The organism is Lachnospira sp., from assembly GCF_016290755.1.
GTDB lineage: Bacteria > Bacillota > Clostridia > Lachnospirales > Lachnospiraceae > Lachnospira > Lachnospira multipara.
This window is the reverse complement of sequence record NZ_JAEEVD010000012.1, coordinates 1-23,817: the sequence shown is the minus strand read 5'-3', so window position 1 is coordinate 23,817 and position 23,817 is coordinate 1. Positions and strand designations below refer to the sequence as shown.

Sequence of the window (23,817 nt, the reverse complement as noted above, 5' to 3'; positions counted from 1 at the left end):
TAAAACAAAATTAGACTTTATTACTTTTTTATAAACTGTCGTGAAAGTTATGTATTTTCCCTAACTTGCCTTTTTTATTTTCTTATGTTAGCATTACTTTACTTAATTATTAATATAACTATTAATATATCTAAAAACAAGGAGATAATATGAAAAAAGGTTATTATAAAGATCATGCCTGTGAAGAGACTTTCACATGCGATGTTTGCGGAAGAACAATAAAACCAGATGGTGCAAGTAGTGATCACAGAAATCACTGTCCTTACTGTCTTTCAAGTAAGCACCTTGATATCGAACCAGGTGATAGAGAAGCTGATTGTGGCGGAGTTATGGAGCCAATCGGTGTTTGGGTAAGAAAGAATGGCGAATGGGCTATTATTCATCGTTGTAAGATCTGCGGAACTTTAAGCTCTAACAGAATCGCAGCAGATGACAATCCAATGAAGCTTATGTCAATTGCTATGAAGCCTATCGCTAACCCACCTTTCCCACTTGAGCGAATCGAAGAGATGAGCCGTATGATGGATGAGGAAGGAAAGCTTGGCCTAGACTAAAAGCTTTTTAAACTTAATGAGAATACTAAAAGGAAGTCCAAACTAATGAGGTTAACCCCACTAGTTAGAACTTCCTTTTTTTATTGTTGTATAACAACTCTTATTCTATTAAAAAACGGCTTTCTAAAAAATGTCGTTTTTTTTCAATTTTTACTATGTCCGTTTTTTACAAAAATACAATCTAGCCAAAATTAAAGATCTAATTAACTTATAAATTATAAATCTGCGTAAGCCACTAACAACTTCATTGTATTAAGGGCACCTTCCTTATGACTTCTCTCATAGCCATGGGAAGCATAAACACCAGCACCAATAAGGCCATGCTTAATATCATAACCAGCAGATAAAGTTGCCTCAACATCTGAACCATAGTGAGGATAAACATCTACTGCATAATCAGCCCCTGCTTTCTTGGCAGCCTCAATAAGGCCCTTAACAATTGAGAAAGCGTAAGGTCCACCGCTATCCTTAGCACAGATAGAAACCTGCTTTTCAGTACATGTAAGGCCTTCACCTACACAACCCATATCTACAGAAATAGCCTCAGTAACTCCCTCTGGAACAGATGCACATCCGCCGTGGCCTACCTCTTCAAATACAGTAATATGAATATAAATTGCACGCTCTGGTGTAATCTTATTGTCTGCGATATATTTTGCAAATCCAAGTAGAATACCTACACTTAACTTATCATCAAGGAATCTACTCTTAATATAGCCAGACTTAGTTATTCTTGCATTAGGTTCAAAGCAAACAATATCACCAACGCTAATACCAAGCTTTTTAGTATCCTCTTCTGACTTTACATCTTCATCAAGAACAACTTCGCAACTATCAAAGGTTCTTTTAGTATCGTTATATTCTCCATTTACATGGATACTTGCATTGTTAAGCTGGAAAGTACCTTCATACTCACCATCAAACTTAGTGATAACTGTTACATTTTCAGTCTCAGCATTATTGGCATTCATGCCACCAAGAGGTGTAACCACTAAACGTCCGCTAGACTTAATAGAGGAAACCATGCCCCCTAGTGTATCTGTGTGAGCCTCAAGTAGAAGGCCATTTTCCTTATCTTTGCCGCCAATATTAACTAATACGCCACCTTTATTAGTTAATTTAGCCTCAAAGCCAAGCTTTCTAAACTCCTCTAAACAGTAGTTTGCTGCATCCTCGGTATAACCTGTTGGAGAGTTGATGTTTAAAAGCTCAAGAGTCTTTTCCATAATGAAATCCTGATATTTTTCAAAGTTCATTTTCCTTGCTCCTTTATAAATGTATTTTGATTTATGTCTTATTTTTACAAATCTCTAGAATCTAGAATAATTGTAAAAGGACCATCGTTAGTTAATGAAACCATCATCTCTGCGCCAAATACGCCCTTCTCTACTACTGGGACTTGTTTTTTGCACTCGCTAATGATGTATTCATAAAGTTCATTGGCCATTTCTGGCTTACCTGCATTTAGGAAATTAGGTCTGTTGCCCTTCTTGCAATCTGCGTAAAGAGTGAACTGTGAAATAAGAAGTAATTCACCATTAACATCCTTTAGGGCTAGATTTGTCTTTCCGTTTTCATCTGAGAAAATGCGCATTCCAATAAGTTTCTTAATCATCTTATCTGCCACTTCCTTAGTGTCCTCCTGACCTACGCCTACTAAAACTAAAAAGCCTTTTCCAATTTCACCAACTGTTTTTCCCTCAACCTTTACATTAGCCTCTGTTACTACCTGAATTACAAATTTCACTTAAAATTTCCTCCTAAAGTTTATAATCTTAGCCCAATTTTTTAGCTGACTAAGTAAACTAGGATAATTGTAGAACATCTAGATAAATCAAGTCAATTGAACTTTATATATTGTTTCAGAAGTCTAAAAGGAGTATAATTTCCTTATGTTGTGTTTTTAACAATTTATAAATTTCCATGCTATATGGAATAAAAATAATTAGCTAAATGCTACTAATTTGGAGGTTTTATATGGTTAATTGGAGTAATATGGATACTCTAGGTGCATATAATGCACTTACTAAGGTTGCAAAAGTAGACTTAACTGAGGTTATGTCTGGTGAAAATGGTGCTAAAAGAGTTAAGGAAATGACAGTTCCTATGGGTGCTGGTCTTAACTATAATTATGCTTCTAAGCAGGTTAACGAAGAAGTTTTAGATTGCTTAGCAAAGTTAGCAGATGAAGCTCAGTTAGTTGATAAGTATGAAGCATTATATAATGGTGAAGTTGTTAATACAGGCGAGAAGAGATTAGTTCTTCACCAGTTAACACGTGGTCAGTTAGGTAATAATGTTATGGCTGATGGCGTTAATAAGAGAGAATTCTATGCTAATGAGCAGGCTAGAATCGCTGAATTTGCTAATAAGGTTCACGCAGGCGAAATCACTAATGCAGCAGGCGAGAAGTTTACAACAGTAGTTCAGATTGGTATCGGTGGATCTGACCTTGGTCCTCGTGCTATGTATCTTGCACTTGAGAACTGGGCTAAGAAGAACAACGCATTTAAGATGGAAGCTAAGTTTATTAGTAACGTAGATCCTGATGATGCAGCAGCAGTTCTTAACTCAATCGATGTTGCTCATTCACTTTTCGTATTAGTTTCTAAGTCAGGTACAACACTTGAGACATTAACTAACGAATCCTTTGTAAAGGATGCCCTAAAGAAGGCTGGTCTTGATGCTTCTAAGCATATGATAGCTGTAACAAGCCAGACATCTCCACTTGCTCAGTCCTCTGATTACTTAGCTGCATTCTTTATGGATGATTATATTGGTGGTCGTTTCTCTTCAACATCTTCAGTAGGTGGCGCAGTACTTTCTCTTGCCTTTGGCCCAGAAGTATTTGCAGATTTCCTTGCTGGTGCAGCAGAAGAAGACGTTTTATCTAAGAATAAGGATTTATTAAAGAACCCAGCTATGCTTGATGCATTAATTGGTGTTTATGAAAGAAATGTACTTGGTTATCCTTGTACAACTGTTTTACCATACTCACAGGCTTTAAGCCGTTTCCCAGCTCATTTACAGCAGCTTGATATGGAATCTAATGGTAAGTCAGTTAATAGATTTGGTGAAGCAATTAATTATAAGACAGGTCCTGTAATCTTTGGTGAACCAGGAACTAACGGACAGCATTCCTTCTATCAGTTATTACATCAGGGAACTGATATTGTACCACTTCAGTTCATCGGCTTTAGAAACAACCAGCTTGAAACTGATGTTGATATTCAGGGTAGCACAAGCCAGCAGAAGCTTTGCGCTAACGTTGCAGCTCAGATCGTAGCCTTTGCTTGCGGTAAGAAGGATGACAACGCTAACAAGAACTTCGCAGGTAACCGTCCATCAAGCATTATCGTTGGTGATAAGCTTACACCAAAGGCACTTGGTGCTTTACTTGCTCACTTCGAGAACAAGATTATGTTCCAAGGCTTTGTATGGAATATCAACAGCTTCGATCAGGAAGGTGTTCAGCTTGGAAAGGTACTTGCTAAGAAGGTACTTGCTCACGAAACAGAGGGCGCTCTTAAGGTTTATAGCGATTTACTTAACATCTAATTTAAGTTAATAATAATGAAAATGTAACAAGAAACGGGACTAGTTTTTAACTAATCCCGTTTCTTTCTCTTTTTAAGGTTTTGTATAATTACATCAATGAAGATGAATATAATGGCAAATTAATTATCTAAATATTTGTTTTATGTCCTCTAATCACTAGGTCTTTATCTTTTTAAGCTAGTTTCCTTTCTGCTTGTGAATTTAACTTTTCTACGGCTTCAAAGCCCTGCTCTAAATCCCAGATAATATCATCAATATGTTCTGTACCAATTGATAATCTAATTGTACTCTGGTAAATTCCAGCCTTTTCTAACTGTTCCTCTGTTAATTCTGCATGAGTTGTATCATATGGATGAATTACCAAACTCTTTACATCTGCTACATTTGCAAGTAGTGAGAAAATCTTAAGGCCATCAATGAATGCATAGGCTTCCTTCTGACCACCCTTAATATCAAATGTAAATATAGAAGCTCCACCCTTAGGGAAATATTTCTCATAAAGGTCATGCTGAGGATGATTCTTTAATGAAGGATGATTTACTCTTTCAACTAATGGATGATTTGATAAGAATTCAACTACCTTCTTAGTGTTCTCTACATGTCTATCAAGTCTAAGTGAAAGTGTTTCAAGACCTTGCAATAAAATCCAAGCACTAATTGGAGATAGTGTTGCTCCAGTATCTCTAAGTAAAATTGCTCTAATATAAGTTACATAAGCTGCCGCTCCTGCTGCATCTGTAAATGAAACTCCATTATAACTTACATTTAGCTCTGTAAATTGTGGGAACTTACCTGAAGCCTTCCAATCAAACTTACCACTATCAACAATAACACCACCAAGTGTTGTACCATGTCCACCAATAAACTTAGTAGCAGAATGAACAACAATATCTGCACCATGTTCAATTGGTCTAATAAGATATGGTGTACCAAATGTATTATCAATAACTAAAGGTATGTTATGTCTATGAGCTATAACAGCAAGTGCATCTATATCTGGAATATCTGAATTTGGATTTCCAAGTGTTTCAATAAAAATAGCCTTAGTCTTGTCTGTAATAGCATTTTCAACTTCACTATGATCATGAATATTTACAAAGCTAGTATTAATGCCGTAATTCTTTAAAGTATTATCAAGTAAATTATAGCTTCCTCCATAAATTGTATTCTGTGCTACAATGTGATCTCCTGCTCCTGCAAGTGCTATAAGTGAATATGTAACTGCTGCTGCGCCAGCTGATACTGCAAGTGCTGCAACGCCTCCCTCAAGTGCTGCTACTCTGTCTTCTAAAACCCCTTGTGTAGAATTTGTTAATCTACCATAAATATTACCTGAATCTCTTAAATTAAATCTATCAGCTGCATGCTGTGCACTGTGAAATACATATGATGTTGTCTGATAAATTGGTACTGCTCTTGCATCTGTAACCGGATCTGCCTTTTCCTGTCCTACATGTAATTGTAATGTTTCAAATTTATACTGATGATCGCTCATTTTTTAATCTCCTTTCAATACTTTATATATTAGTTAAGATCCTCATGAGTTTCTTTAGCTTTCCTTAACTTGATTAAATCTTAACACTAGAAAAGCAGCCTGTATAATTCTTAAAATTAAGAATTAGTTATAAGCTCTTCCTATAACCATGGCAGTAAAAAGGCCCTAGGACATAATATCCTAGAGCCTTATTTCTCATCTTTATTATTACTTTATCTTTGCCCTTACGCATCCTATTTCAGAAGGAGCAAATCCCCTTCTGAAATAAGCAAGCCAATCTTAATTTAAGATAGCTTACACTGCGTTCAAAAAGCATATAACAAAAAACTAAAATAGTCATTAACCGTATTTCTTTAATTCTTTTATGAACTTTTTAGCTATGTCTGATAACTTACTATCAGATCTCTTAATATAGCCAATGCGCATCTTCTCCTCAGATTCAAGCGGCACCGCCTTATAGCCCTCACCGTTTAACTCCTCACATATAACGCCAGAGCACAAGGTGTAGGCATCTAGTAAAGTCATCATATTTAGGGCAGTTGATCTATCATTTACATGAATCAACTTCTTATAGGGGTAGGTGCTTAAAACCTCCTCAGCATAGTAGAAGGAATTCTTATCCCCCTGGTCAAAGGAAAGACAAGGATAGCCATCTAATTCCCTAAAGCTAATCTTTTGCTTATTAGCAAGAGGATGATCAGCACTTAAATAGGCATAAGTCGAGCACTCAAAAAGCTCTGTAAATAGAAGGTTATTCTCCTTTAAATCCGCATTAATTACCTTCTCATTAAAGTCGTTAAGATAGATAATTCCAAGCTCGCTTCGACCATTTTTCACATCCTTAATAACCTCGTGAGTACGAGTCTCATAGATGGCAAAGTCGTATTCGTCAATGCCGGCATTTCTTATAGTTTTTGAAAATGCTTCCACTGCGAATGTGTAGTGCTGGGTAGAAACGTAGAACTTCTTTTCATTCTCTGACTTTTGATTGTAGTGATTCTCAAGAAGGGAATACTGCTCTAAAATCTGTCTGGCATAGCCAATAAATTCACGACCTTCAATAGTTAAATCAATACCTCTATTGCTTCTTGAAAAAATCTTTACACCGATTTCCTTTTCTAATTCCTTAATACTCTCTGATAAACTTGGCTGGGAAATAAATAGATATCTTGCTGCCTCGTTCATAGAGCCTCTCTCGGCTATTTCTATAACATATTTCATCTGCTGTAGTGTCATAATCTGTCCTCCCAAATGTTTAAGTCTATCGGAGCTAATTTATTAATTTCTTACTATATCAATAATTCGGCCACCGCCAACTACGTCCTCGCCGTCGTATAAAACAACTGCCTGGCCCTTAGTTATGGCTCTTTGTGGCCTATCAAATTTTACTTCTATTCTATTATCATCAAGCTGTCTAACAGTGGCCTCTTGTTCTGTCATGGCATATCTAATCTTAGCCTTGACTTTTCTTGGCTCATAAAGGTCTGGCACTGAGATAAGGTTAATGTTATCTGCAATTAAAGTATCATTAAATAAATCCTCGCTTTCGCCAATAACCACCTTATTCTCCTTAGGATTAATATCCACAACAAATACAGGATGACCCATGGCAATACCAAGGCCCTTTCTCTGACCTATTGTGTAGTGAACATAACCCTTATGCTTACCAATTACATTTCCCTTAAGATCCACAAATTCGCCAGGTTCATAACTCTTCTTTCTAAATCTTTCCATAAATGCTACATAGTCACCATCTGGAACAAAGCAAATGTCCTGACTCTCGTGTTTCTTAGCGTTTACGAAATCATTTTCAATGGCAATCTCTCTAACCTCTGACTTTGTGTACTCTCCAAGGGGGAAGATTGTGTGAGCAAGCTGCTCCTGAGACATGTTATATAAAACGTAGCTCTGATCCTTTGAAAGGTCCACCGCCTTCTTTAAAACGTATCTCTTAGTCTCTTCGTTATAATAGATTCTTGCATAGTGACCTGTTACCACATAGTCCATGCCAAATTCTTCCATCTTATCTATTAAACGTCCAAACTTGAAACGCTTATTACATACGATACATGGGTTTGGTGTAAGACCTGCCTCGTAATTGGAAACGAAGTCCTCCATAACCTCTTCCCTAAAAAGATTCTCATAATGAAGAATCTTAAAAGGAATGCCAATCTTGTCACAGACTGCTCTTGCATCATTAGTGTCCTTAAGAGAACAACAGGTACTAAGTAAGTCTTCACCTATCATATCATTTTCATAAAGACGCATTGTTGTACCCATGCAATCGTATCCTCTTTTTATCATTATATGAGCTGAAACGCTACTATCCACGCCACCGCTCATAGCAATTAAAGCCTTCTTCATATAAACTCCTTTATCTTAATCTATGATTAACTACAGTATAAACCATAAATGTTTTTCTAGCCATAGTAATTCACTATCTTAGAAAGGGCATAATCTATTGTAAAATCCACATCAAAGACTGAAATTGCCTTCTTTTCTAGCTGCTTCATAGCTTGAAAGCCAACCTTCTTACACACTAAGGCTTTGCAATCTGAAATTAGAGATATTTTATCTAAAATGTCGGCAGGTCCGCTACAAGCCTTTCCGCCACCAGAACATGAGCTATCACCAGTTCCACATTTTTTAGATTGCTTATATTCTCTTTTTTCTAGCAGCTTATAGTCTCCATCACTGACTTCGTAAATTAAAAACTCACTGATTTGTCCAAATTTTAAGTCGATCTTTACTCCATCTGAGGAAGCTACTGCAATTTTATATGCCAAAATATCAGCTCCTTTAAACAAAAATTCTAGTTAAATCTCTGAACAGCTACAGTATAGATATCTTCTATAAGTCTGATTCCGCCTGTGTAACCTGCATAAGCTCTATCAAATACCACCTTATCCTGAACTGGCCAAGAAATATTTAAGAAATTACCCTTTAAATCTTCTGTAATTTCCTTTTCGTAATAGCCACCTAAAACTAGTGGATATCCATGATAGTCGTGATTTTTAATTTCCTCATGAATCTTAAAACCATCTGTTTCAAAGGAAACTTCTGCCTCAATGCCATAATTTAACTTCTTAAATTCTTCGGCAATAGCCTCTCTTTGATTAGCTGGTGTGTCATCTACAATAAACTGCTTTGCAGGAACTAAACCTAAGTCATTTACAAGAAACTTAGTAATTCCAAGTGAGTACTGTGCATCGGCAACCACTGTAAATTGCTTATTAATTACACGGTTTTCAAGGAATAGATCTGCGTATCTTTCAATTAAATAATAATAGTAGTCCTCATGTTCCTTGATTATTCTTTCCACGCTAAATTCATCCACCCCTGCAAACTTTCCAACTTCACGAAGGAACTTACTTGTTTCAGTAGCACCTATAGGAAGTGTCTTTAAGTGAAGATATGGTGTGCCAAATTTCTTTTCTAGCTTCTTTACTGTACTTAAACCTACCCAAGGTGATACTAAAAGGTTGAATTCTGCCTCTGGGATTTTGTTAATATTTTCAATACCACGCTTATAACCAAAAATTGTATTAGGTGTAAGACCTAGTTCCTTTACTAAATTTTCAAGCTCGCGAATGTTACCAAGCCAGAATAGGTCCTGATATGGCACATCTGCCCAGATATTAACTAGCCCCTTAGTCTTCTTATCTGAAGGCTCTAAATACTGGTCAATTATGGCATTAACCACCTGCTCATGACCCTTGTAGTTATTGCCCTTAAAGCCCGCTGTTGGTGCGTAAACTACAGGCTTATCATTATCTGCGTATCTTGAAACCACCTCTCCTGTATCATCACCTACGATTTCTGGAATACAGCCCGTTAAGACCACGTATAGGTCAGCATCTACCACCTTTAATGCATTTTCAATAGTTGAATCCAACTTCTTAACGCCACCAAATACAACGTCCTTCTCATTAATACTAGTACATGGGAAAATGTTAGGCGAGAAGTAGCCGGAGCTGCCGTTAGTATCGGATAATTTCTGTGCGCAGCCTGGGCCTGAATGAAGTATAGGAAGAGCACGCTCAATTGCCTGTACTGTCTGCATAGCTCCTAAGGCACACTTATATCTTTGCTTGTCTAATATCTTTGCCATCTTATTTTGCCTCCTCTAAAAATGTATCTACATCCTGCTTATACCACCAGTCTGTGTATGGAAGCTTAGTTCTCTTTGCAAGATTTTCCTCAAAACTTCTATTCTTAATTGCATCCACAATAGTCTTAGCAAATTCTAGTGTATGCTTATAACCAAATATCATATATTCATCAGCAACATAAATTGCTGGTGTACCATTTTTAATTGCCCAAACAGTTGAACCTGGATGGCGTGAAAGATACATATCTGGCTTATATTTATTAAGAATATTCATTACTTCATAATTCTGCTGATCAGCTACACTTGCCTCAAAGTCAATATCATTATCAAGTAAGTACTTCATTGAAGGTGGAACATCTCCATTTTCATACTTCTTGTCATAATGCCATGCAAGAGCCCAATCTACCTTGATGCCAAGTTCGTCTAATACTCTTGATACTTCAAATGTATAACCAGGTCCCATACCAAGAACTGCTCTAAGGCCCTTTAATTCCTTCTTAACTTCTTCAATCTGAGGAATATAAATAGCACGCTGCTCCTGAATATATTCTTCAACCTTTTCTGATCTATTAGTTACTCTACCAATTTCACGAAGCCATGTCTCAAAGCCCTTAATACCGCACTGGTTAATACTTCTAATGTATGGAACACCATACTTTTCCTCTAAAGCATTTCCTAAATAGTTACCAAGTGTACCACAAATACATGTTGTAGCAAGGCTTTCAGAAATATGTGATAATTCCTCAACTGATGAATTACAATAAAGGAATACTGGTTCAAGATCAAATCTCTTAAAGATTTCAATAATCTCTGGTCTTGCAGATTCAAAGAAGTTCTTAAAATTAATCTTATTAGTCTTAACGCCTTCTCTTGGTGGCTGTACGATTTCCTGTAATACTGCATGATCTGCAATATCAAAACCTGTAGCCCAAATTCTTGACTTAAAACCTTCACAATGTACTGCTACAATTGGAACTTCTATCTCATCTCTTACCTCTTCTACAATACTATCAATATCTTCACCGATAATACCTGTAGCACATGAGCTTGATACAAAAATTGCTTCAGGAGAATATCTTTTATTAACCTCAAGAATTACCTTTCTTAAGCTTTCTGTTGAACCAAAGATTGTATCTTTTTCATTCATATCAGTTCCAATGTAAACTGTGTTAGATGTAACTCCTCTTTTCTTTGCCATTACTCTAGACATATAGTAAGAATTAGCACTAGCTACTGAACATCCTGCTGGGCCATGGTGAATTACTGCTACATTTCTAATAGCTGATAACTGACCAAGTCCACAAGATGAAAGACAAGTACTAGACTGCGAAAAACATCTAGAACATCCCTTTAATGTTCCGCATTCACTTTGACTAGCTAAATCCTTTAATGTACCTACATATCCTGTAATAGAACCAATTCTGTTTTCACGTGTTGCAACGTTTGAATTATTTAAATTAATTGCCATATTAGTCTCCTATACTAAAAAATCCTCATTAAACAAGTTAGTAGATAAATATCTAAGACCTGTATCTGGAAGCACTGCAACAATTGTCTTACCCTTGTTCTCAGGTCTTTGTGCAAGTTTAGTTGCTGCATAAATTGCAGCTCCTGATGATGTTCCAATTAAAATTCCATCAGACTTTGCTACTTCTCTAGCTGCCTTAAATGCTTCAACAGTTTCTACTTCCACCTTTTCATCATAGATATTTCTATCAAAAGCTGCTGGTATTCTTTCTGCTGGAATTCCTTCAAAAGAATGTACTCCTGTAATCTCCTCAGGTTCAGGATTTGTCTCACTTGGAAGTGAATTAGGTCCTGGCTGAATTGCTACAATCTTAATATCAGGATTCTTGCTCTTTAAAAATTTACCTGTTCCTGATACAGTTCCGCCTGTACCTACATTTGCAACAAAAATATCTAAATTACCGTCTGTATCTTCCCAGATTTCAGGACCAGTTGTACGCTCATGAACAGCTGGATTTGCTGGGTTTGAAACCTGATCTACAAAGTAGATATTCTCCTCTTTAGATAAAACCTCTTCCTTTAAAGTCTTAATGGCTGCCACGAAATCACCATTAGTTTCAGCTAGAGTCTTAGCCACATGAGGCTCCTCTGATAACTTAATTGTTTCCCCGCCAAAGGCTTTAATTACCTGAAATCTTTCCTTACTTACATTATCCTGAATATAAACCCTAAACTTATAACCCTTAGCTGCTGCAATTGCTGCAAGACCAATTCCTGTGTTACCACTAGTTGTCTCAACAATTGTATCTCCCGGCTTTAAAAGTCCCTTCTTTTCAGCATCTTCAATCATTGAAAGTGCAATTCTATCCTTTACGCTTTGATTAGGGTTAAAATATTCTAGCTTCACTAAAATCTTTGCTTCTAACTCATGCTCCTTCTCGTAATTTACTAACTCAAGTAATGGAGTCTTTCCTACTAATTCTGTAATTGACTTAAAACTTTTTCCCATAATTATTTCCTTCCTCTTTATGGCCTCTGGTTCTCCAGTCAGTCGTATTTTTACAAAATTTTTTATTTAGATCTTATAGTCATCTGCTAATTCCATCATTCCATATTCCATTAAGATTTCCTCTAATCTTTCCTGTGTCATTGGAGTTGGAATTACAAAGTCCTTATTTTCAATAACGGCTTGAGCTAAATTTCTGTACTCCTGAGCCTGATTTGATTCAGGTCTGTACTCAATAACAGTTTTTTTGTTGATTTCAGCATGCTGAACCACATTGTCTCTAGGTACGAAATATAAAAGCTTAGTTCCTAATTCCTTTGAAAAGGCTCTTAAAAGGTCTAATTCTCTATCTACATTTCTTGAGTTACAAATGATACCACCAAGTCTAACTCCACCAGTCTTAGCATATCTTCTAATACCCTTTGAAATATTGTTAGCAGCATATAAAGCCATCATTTCACCACTAGCAACAATGTAGATTTCCTTTGCCTTTCCTTCTCTAATAGGCATTGCAAAACCGCCACAAACTACATCACCTAATACATCATAGAAAACGTAATCTAGGTCTTCAGTGTAAGCGCCTAAATTTTCAAGCATGTTAATAGATGTAATAATACCTCTACCAGCACATCCAACACCTGGCTCCGGACCACCAGATTCTACACACTTAGTTCCGCCATAACCTTCCTTTAAGATTCTATCAAGTTCAATATCCTCACCTTCTTCCCTGATAGTATCAAGAACAGTCTTTTGAGCTAGGCCACCAAGTAAAAGTCTTGTGGAATCTGCCTTTGGATCACACCCCACCACCATTACTTTCTTACCATGTTCTACAAGACCCGCAGTTAGATTTTGTGTTGTAGTAGATTTTCCAATACCTCCCTTTCCATAAATCGCAATCTGTCTTAATTCGCTCATAATTATCCTTCCCTTTCCTTCTTAATTCCTTTATATACACCTCTTTAGTTAAATAGCTCCTGCACTTTTTTATATTTAATTAGTTGTTCAATGGATTCATAGATATCTCCCGGAATCTCGTGAATTTCAAGGCCTAGACTATTAGCAATTGACATCGCTCCATCGCCCACCCTGGCAACTATCAAATAATTACAATCTAGAAATCTTTTTACATTTGTCTCAAGCAAATTATTGTCGTGATTTCCTCCTGCACACACCGGCACTATATGTCTTAATTCAACAAAATCAATCTCTCCGTCTTCACTCACCTCATATATATAGAATTTGTTAGCTCTACCAAAGTGGCAATTAACATAGATTCCATCAAGGGAGGCAACTCCGATTTTATAAGAATTAGCCATGTGAAAATGTCTCCTTTACCCTTAGTCTTCTCTGATATATCTGATCACCGAATTCCGATACACCTGGTACTCCAACGGCATCTGCTCTACATCTCTGGCAGTGTCTAAAGACTTCTATATGTTTACTTGCCTTCCAGATGGCCTTTTCTATATCTGAACAGGCAGGAGCTTTGCAGTCCTTTAACTTATGCTGTGGTATAAGTGGGATGACGTTGTACATTTTCGCACCTGCTGCCTTTACAGTTTTTGCCACCTCTTCTATATGCTCTCCATTAATTTCTGGCACTAAAACTGTGTTTACCTTAATTGTAATTCCTGCAGCTGCCACCTTTTTTATTCCCTCTAGCTGGTTGTGAATAAGAATCTTTGCGCCTTCTACTCCCTCTATTTTCTTTCCATGATAGATAATGTAATCATTAAGTTTAGCCTCAATTTCTGGATCAATGGCATTAACTGTTACTGTTAGAGAATCAAGTCCTAACTCTATAATTTCCTCTGCTCTTTCATTAAGAAGTAGACCGTTTGTACTCATACATTTAATAAGATTTGGAAACTCCTTCTTAATTATGGAAAAGGTCTTAATGGCATTATCTGTTGCCAAGGTATCCCCAGGTCCTGCAATACCCGCCACCTTAATATCCGGACAAATCTCCAAAGCCTTTTTTAAAATGTCTATAGACTCCTCAGGTTTTAAAATCTTTGAGGTAACACCTGGTCTTTCCTCTACATCATTAATGCTTCTATCGCAAAACTTACATGCTATATTACATCCCGGACTTACTGGTAAATGAATTCTACCGGCATTATTTTTATGTCCTCCAAAACATGGATGCGAGTTTTGTAAATCACTATATTCTCTTCCCATGTAATTCCTTCCTTCTTTACATTTACTACAGTTTTAACTTACCTATTATCTTTAAAAGCTAAAATTGGGTATAAAAAATAGAGGTTACCTATTTGTCGTATTTTTACAAAGATTTTGCAGCAAATGAAACTGCTATTTTTTGTAAAAAACAGACATCTAAGTAACCTCTGGTCTTTCCAGTCAGTTTAAATATAAGTAGATATCAAAATATATTTTTATAGTCTGATTTTTTCAATTCTATCTAATTGAATAACCTTACCATCCTGAATAACAAGAGTGAGACTACCAAATTTTATGTCTTCCACAATTTTTTTAACTTCGTCCATATAATCTCTGCCACTCTTTTTTGTATCGTTACTACTAGCCATTAGCCTCACTCTCCTTTTTCAATAATTAATCAGCAAAAAGTGCTGTTGAAAGGTATCTATCACCTGAATCTGGTAATAATGCTACAATTGTCTTACCCTTATTTTCTTCTCTATTTGCAAGGATTTCTGCTGCCTTAAGGGCTGCACCTGAAGAAATACCTACTAAGATACCTTCTGTTCTTGCAAATTCTCTACCTTCCTTAAAGGCATCTTCATTTTCAATAGTAAGAATCTCATCATAGATCTCTGTATTTAATAATTCTGGTACGAAACCAGCACCGATACCCTGAATCTTATGAGCTCCAGCCTTACCTGTTGAAAGTACTGCTGATGTTGCAGGTTCAACAGCTACAATCTTAACATCAGGATTCTGTGACTTTAAGTATTCACCAACACCTGTAATTGTTCCACCTGTACCAACACCTGCTACAAAGATGTCTACCTTACCATCTGTCTGCTTCCAGATTTCTGGGCCTGTTGTTTCTCTATGAGCCTGTGCATTTGCAGGGTTAACGAACTGTCCAAGAATGATTGAACCTTCGATTTCCTTGTTTAACTCTTCAGCCTTAGCAATAGCACCTGTCATACCCTTAGCACCTTCTGTAAGTACAAGTTCAGCACCATAAGCCTTTAAAAGATTTCTTCTTTCCACTGACATTGTATCTGGTAATGTAAGGATTGCTCTGTAACCCTTAGCTGCTGCCACTGAAGCAAGACCGATACCTGTGTTACCACTTGTTGGCTCAATAATTGTTGAACCTGGCTTTAAAAGTCCCTTCTCTTCAGCATCCTTTATCATGTAATAAGCAGCTCTATCCTTAGTTGATCCTGCTGGATTTAAGTATTCTAACTTTGCAAGGATAGTTGCATTAGTAATTCCCTTCTTCTTTGAATAGCCATTAAGCTGTAAAATTGGTGTTCCTCCAATTAATTCTGCTGCGCTCTGTTTAATATCACTCATTTCCTGTTCCTCCTTAAATTTGTTATATTTTTGCTTTTTGATTAAGTATCCTTACTGGATTGACTATATATTAGCACCCTTTACAAAGTTTGAAAAATCGGTAAATTTTATTCTCAGTGATAAGTTTTTTTTATAGCAAAACTTATCTTACTTTAAGCAAATTACACAATTCCCTTGCATTTTAACAGTTCCTCAATATAAAGTTTTGCAATCTCCGATAAATTGTTATTCTTTCTAACTATATAGCCAATAGTTAAAGGATCTTCTTCCTTTAACTTAACGCTTACAAAGCCCTCCTTTAGAGCCTTACTTGCAATCATTATGCCTGTACCAATAGAATAACCATTGAGTGCTTGCATAAACTCTACAGAACTGGCTCTATCATTAACCTCAATTCTCTTATCCTGATTATAATTAGACAGAGCCTCCTCTGGTAGATAAAAATTACTATCACTATTTTGATTAAAAGAGACACAAGGATAATCCCTTAAATCCTCTAAAGAAATTAAATCCCTATTAGCAAGAGGATGATCCTTCCACATATAAGCATAGGTATCCCTCTTTAGAAGTTCCTTAAACTCTAATCCGTACTCTCTAAAAAGTTTCTTAATAAGTTTCTCATTAGCTTTAGTAAAGGAAATAACCCCTACCTCACTATTTAGTTTACTTACATTAAGAAGCACATCTTCCGTCTTTGTCTCACTAAGAGAATAATTATATTTGCTTGCATCTACCGCTTTAATTGTGTTAATAAATGCATGCACTGCGAAAATGTAATGTTGAATAGACACATTAAAATGTATCTTATTCTTATCTTTATCTAAGTATCTATCCTCTATTAAGCTATATTGGCTCACAGCCTGCTTAGCATAACTTAGAAAATCAGCCCCTTCTTTTGTCAAACTAATACCCTTATTATTTCTCTCAAAAATCTGTATATTAAGCTCTTCCTCTAATTCCTTAATAGAAGCAGACAAGGCTGGCTGTGATATAAAAAGTCCACTTGCTGCCTCTCTCATAGAACGAGAATTAGCCACTGCTATAACATATTTTAACTGTAAAATAGTCATGAAAAACTCCTATTCTAGCTCTTTTACCGCCTTCCTAATTCGCTCTAAAGCTTCTTTAAGAATAGCTCTATTAGTAGCTATATTTATTCTTTGAAATCCCTCTCCTATTTTACCAAATATTTCACCACTATCTAGCCATAGTTTTGCCTTATTGACTATTAAATCCTCTAAGTCTTTTACGCATAGATTTAACTCCCTAAAATCCAACCATATAAGATAAGTTCCCTCAGGCTCTATAAGTTTAATTTGTGGTAAATTTTCTTCTAAATAAGTTCTAACAAATTCTAAATTAGCATCTAAATAATCAAGTAAAGCCTCATACCATTCCTCTCCATATTTATAAGCGGCCGCACAAGCCGTTGCGCCTATAGTATTTGGTTGACTATAACCTGATGCTGCTTTTTCTTTTCTTAATTTATATCTTAAATCACTATTAGCAACAAATATATTAGAAATCTGTAAACCAGCTAAATTAAAGGTTTTGGCAGGAGATGTTGCAACTATACCAATCTCCTTTGCCTTTTCATTTACATTATATAAACTAATATGTTTGTTATTTGAAAATGTAAAATCGCAATGAATTTCATCGCTAAAGATAATAACCTGATTCTCATAGCAAATATCAATGATTCTTTCTAATTCCTCATAATTCCAAACTCTGCCTACCGGATTATGTGGACTGCAAAGAACAAAGAGCTTAACATGATTCTCCTTTATCTTTTTTTCAAAGTCTTCAAAATCAATATGATATTTTCCATCATCAGCTAAATAAAGGTCGTTACTTACCAGCTTTCTATTATTATCTCTAACCAACTCACTAAAGGGATAATAAACCGGCTGTTGAATAAGTACTGCCTCCCCTTCTAAAGAAAAGGCACGAATTGCAAGTGCAATAGCATATACGATTCCTGGTGTTGTAAATATCTGACTTCTTTCAACTGTTAAATCGTGATGCCTTTTAAACCAGTCAATTACTGTATTATAATAATCATCCCTTGGCTCTGTATAACCAAAGATACCATGATCAACTCTTTCCTTTATCTTAGTTAATACAGTGCTAGGTGCCCTAAAATCCATATCTGCTACCCATAAAGGTAGCACATCTGCTGGCTTTCCTCTCCTGGTAGCAAAATCATATTTTAAACAATCAGTATTTCTTCTTTCTATATACTCATCAAAATCAAGATTGGTCTCCTTCATTATGAATCCTCCTTATCATCATCCTCATATGCCCTAAAAGCCTGGTCTAAATCTTTTATTAAATCCTCCACATCTTCAATTCCCACAGATAATCTAAGAACTGAATCTGTAATGCCATTAGCAATTCTGATATCTTCTGGAACATCAGCATGAGTCTGTGTAGTTGGATATGTAAGAAGTGTCTCTGTTCCTCCAAGACTTTCTGCAAAAGGAATTAACTTTGTACTTTTTAAAACAGTCTTTGCAAGTTCACTAGATTCCACCTCAAAACTTATCATAGAGCCAAAACCTCTAGCCTGCTTTTTCATAATCTCATAGCCTTTATGTCCCTCAATTCCAGGATAGTAGACATTCTTTACCTTTTTATTGTTTTGTAAAAATTTGACAATTTTGAATGCATTTTCTTGAGCCTTTTCCATTCTAAGAGCAAGTGTTTTAATACCTCTTATAATTAACCAACTATCAAATGGTGCGAGACCTGAGCCTACAGTTTTAATAATAAAAGACATTTTCTCAATAATTTCCTCATTACTTGTAACTATAAAGCCTGCTAATGTATCATTATGTCCCCCAAGGAATTTAGTTCCGCTGTGAACCACAATATCTGCCCCAAGATCAATTGGATTTTGGAAATATGGCGATAAAAATGTATTGTCCACTATAAGCAAAAGATCATTCTCCTTTGCAATACGTGCCATTTCCTGTATATCTATGACATTCATCATAGGATTAGTTGGTGTCTCTATATAAATTGCCTTTGTTTTCTTTGTTATATATTCTCTTGGATCTTCCTTAGATAAATTAATTCTTGTAAACTTAATACCATTTTTGTTACTTATGTTATCAAATAATCTTATACTGCCACCATAGAGATCTGCATCTGCTATAAGCTCATCTCCTGGTTCAAATATTTCCATAAGTGCAGTAATTGCTGCCATTCCAGATGAAAAAGCAAAAGATTTTTTTGCATTTTCTAAACTAGCTAATATTTCTTCTAAATGTTGTCTTGTGGGATTTTGGAGTCGACTATAATCAAAGCCAGTGCTCATGGCTACTCCTGGATGCTTAAAAGTTGCTGTTTGATAGATTGGGAAGCTTATACTTCCTGTGTTTTCTACGTTTTCAAAATCATTAGTTCCGTACAAACATCGTGTTAAAAATTGTAATTCCATAGCTATTACCTCACCTTCCTAGATTAGTTTTATTATAAGGTTTTGGCCTCTAGCTATGGAAATACCTAATATTTATGTCTTGTTATAATTTTGACCTATACATCAAATCTTTTGTAAAAAATTTACCTAACTTTTCTATTCTTCTTCCTCAAAATCGAAGTCCTTAAAGAGATACTTTCTAATAAAGAATAAAACTGCTATTGCAATAACTCTCATTAAAATGGATAAAGGTTCTTCATGTCCTGCCACAAGTCCTCTAGCAATTGCAAATATGAGTACTTCAATAATTGTGTTCATAGAATGCTTCACCAACATTCTTACAAACTCAATTACAATAACTACGTTAAAAGCTGCATTTAAAATACTCTCAACGTATTCAGTTACTTCTATATTGCCTGAAAAATCCATAACCTCTAGTATTAAATTAAAGCCACCATAAATAACGCCAATCAATAAAATAATACCTATGATTTTCTCAAGAAAATTCGGTATCTTAACTATTAGTTTTCTTAATATGCTTCTTGTTTTTTCCATAATTGTCCCCTTTTTGTCATGTCTAATTTTTACAAAGCTATCTATTAATCTATTTTTTCTTTGACTTCATGTATTCAATGTATTCATTTCCCCAAATTTCTAGTGCATCTAATACTATTTTAAATTTCTCCCCGATTTCAGATAAGGAATATTATAAAAATGCAAAAGCACCCGATAGTTTTGCACTACCAGGTGCTGTATTTTTATATTTATTGATTATCTTTTGTCATCCTCTAGAGTTTATCATCTTCTATAATTCGTCGTCTTCTAGCTCCCATATCTTAACTCTTGTGTAATACTCTTCTTCATCTTCATGATGAATGTAGGCACCATTTTTTGTTTGAACTTTAAGAGAAGCAGGATTGTTTTTTCTAACTGACATATAAAGCTCATCCTCTAAGATAATATCTCTTGCCATATCAAGGGCAAGTGATAGTCCCTTAGTTGCATAGCCTTTTCCTCTGTATTCCTTAGCAATACCATAACCTATATGGCCTGCGTGCTCTTTTAAGTAATCATTAAGGTAATGTCTTACTCTAAACAAGCCAACTATTTTATCATCATCCCATAGAAAATAGCTTGTCTGCGGCACGAATCCCTTTGGAAGATCAATACCTCTAGACATCTTTATAAGTCCTGGTAAAATCTTATCTTTAAAATCCTCTAAACTACAGCCAGAATTTGGGTTTGTAAATCCATTTTCATCCTCGGGTGTGTTAGTTATAAACTCGTATTCTTTTTCCACGTCTTCCATGTTAGCTTCTTTTAAATAAATCATAAATCTCCTTAAAATACGTCATCGATGACTTTCTGTAATGTGCTAGCTGATTCCTTTAAGGCCTTTTCTTCCTCTGGGCTTAGAGAGATTGGCACTGTGGCCTCTACACCATTTTTACCAACAATTGCTGGCATACTAAAGGCAATGCCTGAAACTCCGTGATTGTCATGCTGAATGCTTGAAATAGGAAGAATTGTCTTCTCATCTCTAATAATCGCCTCTAAGATTCGGCGAACCGACATGGCAATTCCGTAGTAAGTTGCACCCTTCTTATTAATAATTTCATAGGCGCTATTCTTAACGTCTTCAGCTATTCTTTGCATTGCTTCTTCGTGATGAAAATGTCCACGCATCTCGCAGAATCTGTTAATTGGAATACCAGATACATTGGCACTACTCCAAACTGCAATCTCGCTATCGCCATGCTCTCCAACGATAAATGCATGTACTGAACGGCTATCAACATCTAAGTGCTGGCCGAGCAAATACTTAAGTCTAGCAGTATCAAGGGTTGTACCTGAGCCAAATACTCTATTCTCTGGATATCCTGATAGTTTCCAAGCAGTATAAGTTAAGATATCTACTGGGTTTGCAACAATTAGCATGATTGCATCCTTGTTAACCTCAGATATCTGTGGAATGATTGACTTGAAAATAGATACATTTTTCTTAACAAGATCAAGTCTTGTCTCCCCTGGTTTCTGGCCTGCGCCAGCTGTAACTACAATAACTGCCGCATCGGAAATATCCTTATAATCTCCTGCATAAATCTGCATTGGCTTTGAAAAAGGAAGTCCGTGGCTTATATCAAGGGCCTCACCTTCCGCCTTGTCGTGATTCATATCAATTAAAACCATTTCTGAAAATAAGCCACTCTCCATAATGGCAAATGCAGAAGCAGCTCCTACAAATCCACAACCTATAACTGCAACTTTTCTATTATTTAATGTTCCCATAAAATATACCCCTTTCTAGGTGCATATACCGTAGACTATTACTAGTCCTTGCATCTGTTATAATTATAACGAACTATGCAGATAGTGTAAAGCGGACATTCTAAATCAGATTGAAGTGCTTAAAAGCCTTGTAAATTCCATCTTCATTTACAGCATCTGTTATATAATCTGCCATGGCTTTGATTTCATCTCCGCCAGATGCTACTGCTATACCGATATTACATTTTTCAAGCATAGGAATATCCACCTTGGCATCCCCAATAGCGATGGTATTCTCTATAGATTCCCCTAGATGCTCAAGTAAGACATCAATAGCCTTGCCTTTATCAATGTTCTTAACTCCCAAATCCCCAAAGAGTGCAATCTCTCCTGAACCGCCCCAGGTTGAGGCCTTAAGCTCAGGAAATTCCTTAATTGAATCTAGGTGATCTTGATAACTTGAAAGAATGAAGGAAACTTTATTTACATCATCTCTATAAAGATCTGCTCCAAAAATCATATCTGGAAAAGCATCTCTAACTGTCATATTGCTTGAATTTTTACCTTTTCGACTAGCATATTCTCTTATTGCAGTTTGTCCTTTTTCTTCAAAATTTTCTGAAGCATAAAGGCCACTATTACACTCTAAGTAAAACTCTAATCCTCTTTCATGAAGCCAATCCACAATATGCTTAGTTTCTTCCTTGCTTATCTTCTTATGTAAAACAACTTCATCCCCGTCTTTTACATAAGCCCCATTACCGCCAATCATTCCATCAAGTCCTATATCCCAGATGTAATCGTAAACCTCTGCTTCTGATCTTCCAGTACATATATAAACCTTGTGTCCATTGGCTCTAGCTTCTCTAATAGCCTTTGTAGCTGAGTCTGGAAGCTTACCTTCGTAGTCAACAAGTGTGCCATCTACATCAATTAATATTATTTTTTTCTGCATAAAAACTCCATTTCTTTTGCTTGCGTGCCAGCTACTATAAAGCAAGCAAAGCCTACTAAGCTAGCTTTCGCTATCTTAGTAGGCTTTTTTTATAAATACTTTACCATCTCATTAATTGGTCTTAAATCTGTATGCATTGGAGATGGCACAACGCCTTCCTTAGCATAACCCATAGGCATTAAGCACACTGGCTTAACAGATTCTGGTAAGTTAAATTCCCTAGCTGTTAAAGTATTCGGGAATACATCTACCCAAACTGAGCCAACTCCTAAATCTGCTGCCTCTAACATCATATGACAAGCTACAATACTTGCATCCTGCTGACCTGAAGAAACTCCTTCCTCCTTAGAATTAAAATACTGCTCAGACTCTTCATAGGCAATAAGTAAGACAGTTGGTGCATTGTAAGCACATCTACTAAGACTTCTAATCTTAGCTAGGCCCTCTTCACTTTGAATTACATAAACTCTTGCACACTGGTTATTCTTGGCTGTTGGTGCAATATAACCCGCCTCAATAATCTTATCAAGAACTTCCTTCTCTATCTGCTTATCTTCGTAATCTCTAACTGAGAAACGCTTCTTTGCTAACTCTAAAAACTCCATAAAGCCTCCTTAACACTATATATTTATATCTTATTGTAACATAGGGAAAGGGGTTTGTGGGAGTAACTATCGTTATTGTTTCTATTCTCGCTTATCCTACGCTTTCTCCTCCGTTCCATATGTCAACTTATACAGTCATTAATTGATTTCTCTGTTTTTGCCGGTAATGTAAAAAATCACTTTTTAGTGGTCGCTATATTCAGATTATAAAAACCTTCACCCTCAAGGTATTGGCTAAGAGACTCAATTATGCTAGCATCATCCTCAACTAAAAGTATTTTTGGCATAAAATTACCCTCTCTATAAATGTTAAATCTTCTTTCATATTAACATCTATAAAGAGGGCAAGCAATTCTTATTATCATTTATAAATAAATCACCTTACTAGCTTCTTTTAAATAGTCCTTATTATGACTTACCATAATCACAGTTTTCCCTTCCTCTGACATTTTTTTCAAAATATCTATTACTATTCTTGCATTTTCCTCATCAAGAGAACCGGTTGGTTCATCTGCAAGAACTATTTTACTTTTCTTTAATAAGACCCTAGCAAGAGCTACTCTTTGCTGCTCTCCACCTGATAGCTTATAAACTTTAGTATTTAACTTATCGAGCATACCTACTCTTTCTAGTGCTTCTTTAATACTTATACCAGACCTGTTTTTCTTTTTTATAATGCTAAGATTTTGCTTAACGGTCTTATTTTCTACTAAGGCAAAGTTTTGAAAAAGGAAGCTTACGTAGTCTCTTAAATATTCGGCATGTCCAATTTTTTCAATTTCTACATCATCTATTAGTATTCGTCCAGTGTCATATTTTTCAAGATTTCCAAGGATATTTAAAAATGTAGACTTGCCACATCCA

The 23,817-nt window shown here is 35.9% G+C and carries 25 protein-coding genes; 2 read left to right on the top strand and 23 right to left on the bottom strand.

Going from position 1 to position 23,817, the window contains the following annotated elements; all coding sequences use genetic code 11:
- Positions 1-149 precede the first annotated feature (149 nt).
- Complete coding sequence (locus tag QVA17_RS04820; protein WP_287386840.1) at positions 150-554, top strand: RNHCP domain-containing protein; 405 nt, start codon at positions 150-152, stop codon at positions 552-554.
- 215 nt (positions 555-769) lie between these two features.
- Here QVA17_RS04820 and QVA17_RS04815 read toward each other — a convergent pair whose 3' ends face one another.
- Both QVA17_RS04815 and dtd read right to left on the bottom strand, forming a co-directional pair.
- Positions 770-1,810, bottom strand: coding sequence for a M42 family metallopeptidase (locus QVA17_RS04815; RefSeq protein WP_027431719.1), 1,041 nt, complete (start codon positions 1,808-1,810; stop codon positions 770-772).
- 44 nt (positions 1,811-1,854) lie between these two features.
- Positions 1,855-2,301, bottom strand: coding sequence for a D-aminoacyl-tRNA deacylase (dtd, locus tag QVA17_RS04810; RefSeq protein ID WP_287386838.1), 447 nt, complete (start codon positions 2,299-2,301; stop codon positions 1,855-1,857).
- A 230-nt stretch (positions 2,302-2,531) separates the two neighbouring features.
- On the opposite strand from dtd, the gene QVA17_RS04805 reads away from it, so the two are divergent.
- Positions 2,532-4,112 carry a glucose-6-phosphate isomerase gene (locus tag QVA17_RS04805; RefSeq protein ID WP_287386836.1) on the top strand — a complete coding sequence of 527 codons (1,581 nt, stop codon included), beginning with the start codon at positions 2,532-2,534 and terminating at the stop codon, positions 4,110-4,112.
- A gap of 172 nt (positions 4,113-4,284) precedes the next feature.
- Here the strand turns inward: QVA17_RS04805 and QVA17_RS04800 are convergent, their stop codons facing one another.
- From QVA17_RS04800 to QVA17_RS04700, 21 genes are all read right to left on the bottom strand, one after another.
- The gene (locus QVA17_RS04800; protein WP_287386835.1) at positions 4,285-5,607 is read right to left on the bottom strand and encodes an O-acetylhomoserine aminocarboxypropyltransferase/cysteine synthase family protein; all 1,323 of its coding nucleotides are present in this window, start codon (positions 5,605-5,607) and stop codon (positions 4,285-4,287) included.
- Between the two features lie 339 nt (positions 5,608-5,946).
- Positions 5,947-6,843: a LysR family transcriptional regulator gene (locus QVA17_RS04795; RefSeq protein ID WP_287386834.1), complete on the bottom strand. Its 897-nt coding sequence runs from the start codon at positions 6,841-6,843 to the stop codon at positions 5,947-5,949.
- A 42-nt stretch (positions 6,844-6,885) separates the two neighbouring features.
- Entirely contained in the window at positions 6,886-7,971 is a 1,086-nt protein-coding gene (gene mnmA, locus QVA17_RS04790) for a tRNA 2-thiouridine(34) synthase MnmA (RefSeq protein ID WP_287386832.1), read from the bottom strand.
- Between the two features lie 56 nt (positions 7,972-8,027).
- Positions 8,028-8,393 (bottom strand): NifB/NifX family molybdenum-iron cluster-binding protein, encoded by a 366-nt coding sequence (locus QVA17_RS04785; protein ID WP_287386830.1) that lies wholly within the window; start codon positions 8,391-8,393, stop codon positions 8,028-8,030.
- Between the two features lie 26 nt (positions 8,394-8,419).
- Entirely contained in the window at positions 8,420-9,718 is a 1,299-nt protein-coding gene (locus QVA17_RS04780) for a nitrogenase component 1 (RefSeq protein WP_287386829.1), read from the bottom strand.
- Between the two features lies 1 nt (position 9,719).
- Positions 9,720-11,186, bottom strand: a complete 1,467-nt coding sequence (locus QVA17_RS04775; RefSeq protein WP_287386828.1) for a nitrogenase component 1 — start codon at positions 11,184-11,186, stop codon at positions 9,720-9,722.
- 9 nt (positions 11,187-11,195) lie between these two features.
- Positions 11,196-12,194, bottom strand: a complete 999-nt coding sequence (locus QVA17_RS04770) for a PLP-dependent cysteine synthase family protein (RefSeq protein ID WP_287386827.1) — start codon at positions 12,192-12,194, stop codon at positions 11,196-11,198.
- A 66-nt stretch (positions 12,195-12,260) separates the two neighbouring features.
- A complete protein-coding gene (gene nifH, locus QVA17_RS04765) occupies positions 12,261-13,109 on the bottom strand; it encodes a nitrogenase iron protein (RefSeq protein ID WP_287386825.1) in 849 nt (282 codons plus the stop codon).
- 44 nt (positions 13,110-13,153) lie between these two features.
- Positions 13,154-13,510, bottom strand: coding sequence for a NifB/NifX family molybdenum-iron cluster-binding protein (locus tag QVA17_RS04760; RefSeq protein ID WP_287386823.1), 357 nt, complete (start codon positions 13,508-13,510; stop codon positions 13,154-13,156).
- Positions 13,503-14,375: a radical SAM protein gene (locus QVA17_RS04755; protein WP_287386821.1), complete on the bottom strand. Its 873-nt coding sequence runs from the start codon at positions 14,373-14,375 to the stop codon at positions 13,503-13,505. The genes QVA17_RS04760 and QVA17_RS04755 overlap by 8 nt, the downstream gene beginning before the upstream one ends.
- 215 nt (positions 14,376-14,590) lie before the next feature.
- Positions 14,591-14,743: a YezD family protein gene (locus QVA17_RS04750; protein ID WP_287386819.1), complete on the bottom strand. Its 153-nt coding sequence runs from the start codon at positions 14,741-14,743 to the stop codon at positions 14,591-14,593.
- A 25-nt stretch (positions 14,744-14,768) separates the two neighbouring features.
- Positions 14,769-15,704, bottom strand: a complete 936-nt coding sequence (gene cysK, locus QVA17_RS04745) for a cysteine synthase A (protein WP_287386818.1) — start codon at positions 15,702-15,704, stop codon at positions 14,769-14,771.
- Between the two features lie 161 nt (positions 15,705-15,865).
- A complete protein-coding gene (locus QVA17_RS04740) occupies positions 15,866-16,774 on the bottom strand; it encodes a LysR family transcriptional regulator (protein ID WP_287386816.1) in 909 nt (302 codons plus the stop codon).
- 9 nt (positions 16,775-16,783) lie between these two features.
- Positions 16,784-17,974 carry a MalY/PatB family protein gene (locus QVA17_RS04735; RefSeq protein ID WP_287386814.1) on the bottom strand — a complete coding sequence of 397 codons (1,191 nt, stop codon included), beginning with the start codon at positions 17,972-17,974 and terminating at the stop codon, positions 16,784-16,786.
- Complete coding sequence (locus QVA17_RS04730) at positions 17,974-19,146, bottom strand: trans-sulfuration enzyme family protein (RefSeq protein ID WP_287386812.1); 1,173 nt, start codon at positions 19,144-19,146, stop codon at positions 17,974-17,976. Before QVA17_RS04730 ends, QVA17_RS04735 begins: the two co-directional genes overlap by 1 nt.
- A gap of 135 nt (positions 19,147-19,281) precedes the next feature.
- On the bottom strand, positions 19,282-19,680 hold the full coding sequence (locus QVA17_RS04725) for a transporter (protein WP_287386806.1): 399 nt from the start codon (positions 19,678-19,680) through the stop codon (positions 19,282-19,284).
- Positions 19,681-19,930: 250 nt separating this feature from the next.
- The gene (locus QVA17_RS04720; RefSeq protein ID WP_287386805.1) at positions 19,931-20,458 is read right to left on the bottom strand and encodes a GNAT family N-acetyltransferase; all 528 of its coding nucleotides are present in this window, start codon (positions 20,456-20,458) and stop codon (positions 19,931-19,933) included.
- 8 nt (positions 20,459-20,466) lie between these two features.
- Entirely contained in the window at positions 20,467-21,414 is a 948-nt protein-coding gene (locus QVA17_RS04715) for an L-lactate dehydrogenase (RefSeq protein ID WP_287386804.1), read from the bottom strand.
- A gap of 100 nt (positions 21,415-21,514) precedes the next feature.
- The gene (locus QVA17_RS04710) at positions 21,515-22,348 is read right to left on the bottom strand and encodes an HAD family hydrolase (RefSeq protein WP_287386802.1); all 834 of its coding nucleotides are present in this window, start codon (positions 22,346-22,348) and stop codon (positions 21,515-21,517) included.
- Positions 22,349-22,437: 89 nt separating this feature from the next.
- Entirely contained in the window at positions 22,438-22,953 is a 516-nt protein-coding gene (locus tag QVA17_RS04705) for a nitroreductase family protein (protein WP_027438863.1), read from the bottom strand.
- A 365-nt stretch (positions 22,954-23,318) separates the two neighbouring features.
- The coding region (locus QVA17_RS04700; protein WP_287386799.1) for an ATP-binding cassette domain-containing protein at positions 23,319-23,817 on the bottom strand (499 nt) is incomplete at its 5' end.

Bases quoted from the DNA above. Each gene is read 5' to 3' on its own strand.
- QVA17_RS04775 (WP_287386828.1), bottom strand. From the start codon at position 11,186: ATGGCAATTAATTTAAATAATTCAAACGTTGCAACACGTGAAAACAGA.
- QVA17_RS04755 (WP_287386821.1), bottom strand. From the start codon at position 14,375: ATGGGAAGAGAATATAGTGATTTACAAAACTCGCATCCATGTTTTGGA.
- QVA17_RS04735 (WP_287386814.1), bottom strand. From the start codon at position 17,974: ATGAAGGAGACCAATCTTGATTTTGATGAGTATATAGAAAGAAGAAAT.
- QVA17_RS04730 (WP_287386812.1), bottom strand. From the start codon at position 19,146: ATGGAATTACAATTTTTAACACGATGTTTGTACGGAACTAATGATTTT.
- QVA17_RS04760 (WP_287386823.1), bottom strand. From the start codon at position 13,510: ATGGCTAATTCTTATAAAATCGGAGTTGCCTCCCTTGATGGAATCTAT.
- QVA17_RS04780 (WP_287386829.1), bottom strand. From the start codon at position 9,718: ATGGCAAAGATATTAGACAAGCAAAGATATAAGTGTGCCTTAGGAGCT.
- QVA17_RS04720 (WP_287386805.1), bottom strand. From the start codon at position 20,458: ATGATTTATTTAAAAGAAGCTAACATGGAAGACGTGGAAAAAGAATAC.
- QVA17_RS04725 (WP_287386806.1), bottom strand. From the start codon at position 19,680: ATGGAAAAAACAAGAAGCATATTAAGAAAACTAATAGTTAAGATACCG.
- QVA17_RS04740 (WP_287386816.1), bottom strand. From the start codon at position 16,774: ATGACTATTTTACAGTTAAAATATGTTATAGCAGTGGCTAATTCTCGT.
- QVA17_RS04800 (WP_287386835.1), bottom strand. From the start codon at position 5,607: ATGAGCGATCATCAGTATAAATTTGAAACATTACAATTACATGTAGGA.
- cysK (WP_287386818.1), bottom strand. From the start codon at position 15,704: ATGAGTGATATTAAACAGAGCGCAGCAGAATTAATTGGAGGAACACCA.
- QVA17_RS04715 (WP_287386804.1), bottom strand. From the start codon at position 21,414: ATGGGAACATTAAATAATAGAAAAGTTGCAGTTATAGGTTGTGGATTT.
- QVA17_RS04815 (WP_027431719.1), bottom strand. From the start codon at position 1,810: ATGAACTTTGAAAAATATCAGGATTTCATTATGGAAAAGACTCTTGAG.
- QVA17_RS04750 (WP_287386819.1), bottom strand. From the start codon at position 14,743: ATGGCTAGTAGTAACGATACAAAAAAGAGTGGCAGAGATTATATGGAC.
- nifH (WP_287386825.1), bottom strand. From the start codon at position 13,109: ATGAGCGAATTAAGACAGATTGCGATTTATGGAAAGGGAGGTATTGGA.
- QVA17_RS04710 (WP_287386802.1), bottom strand. From the start codon at position 22,348: ATGCAGAAAAAAATAATATTAATTGATGTAGATGGCACACTTGTTGAC.
- QVA17_RS04820 (WP_287386840.1), top strand. From the start codon at position 150: ATGAAAAAAGGTTATTATAAAGATCATGCCTGTGAAGAGACTTTCACA.
- QVA17_RS04770 (WP_287386827.1), bottom strand. From the start codon at position 12,194: ATGGGAAAAAGTTTTAAGTCAATTACAGAATTAGTAGGAAAGACTCCA.
- QVA17_RS04805 (WP_287386836.1), top strand. From the start codon at position 2,532: ATGGTTAATTGGAGTAATATGGATACTCTAGGTGCATATAATGCACTT.
- mnmA (WP_287386832.1), bottom strand. From the start codon at position 7,971: ATGAAGAAGGCTTTAATTGCTATGAGCGGTGGCGTGGATAGTAGCGTT.
- QVA17_RS04795 (WP_287386834.1), bottom strand. From the start codon at position 6,843: ATGACACTACAGCAGATGAAATATGTTATAGAAATAGCCGAGAGAGGC.
- QVA17_RS04705 (WP_027438863.1), bottom strand. From the start codon at position 22,953: ATGGAGTTTTTAGAGTTAGCAAAGAAGCGTTTCTCAGTTAGAGATTAC.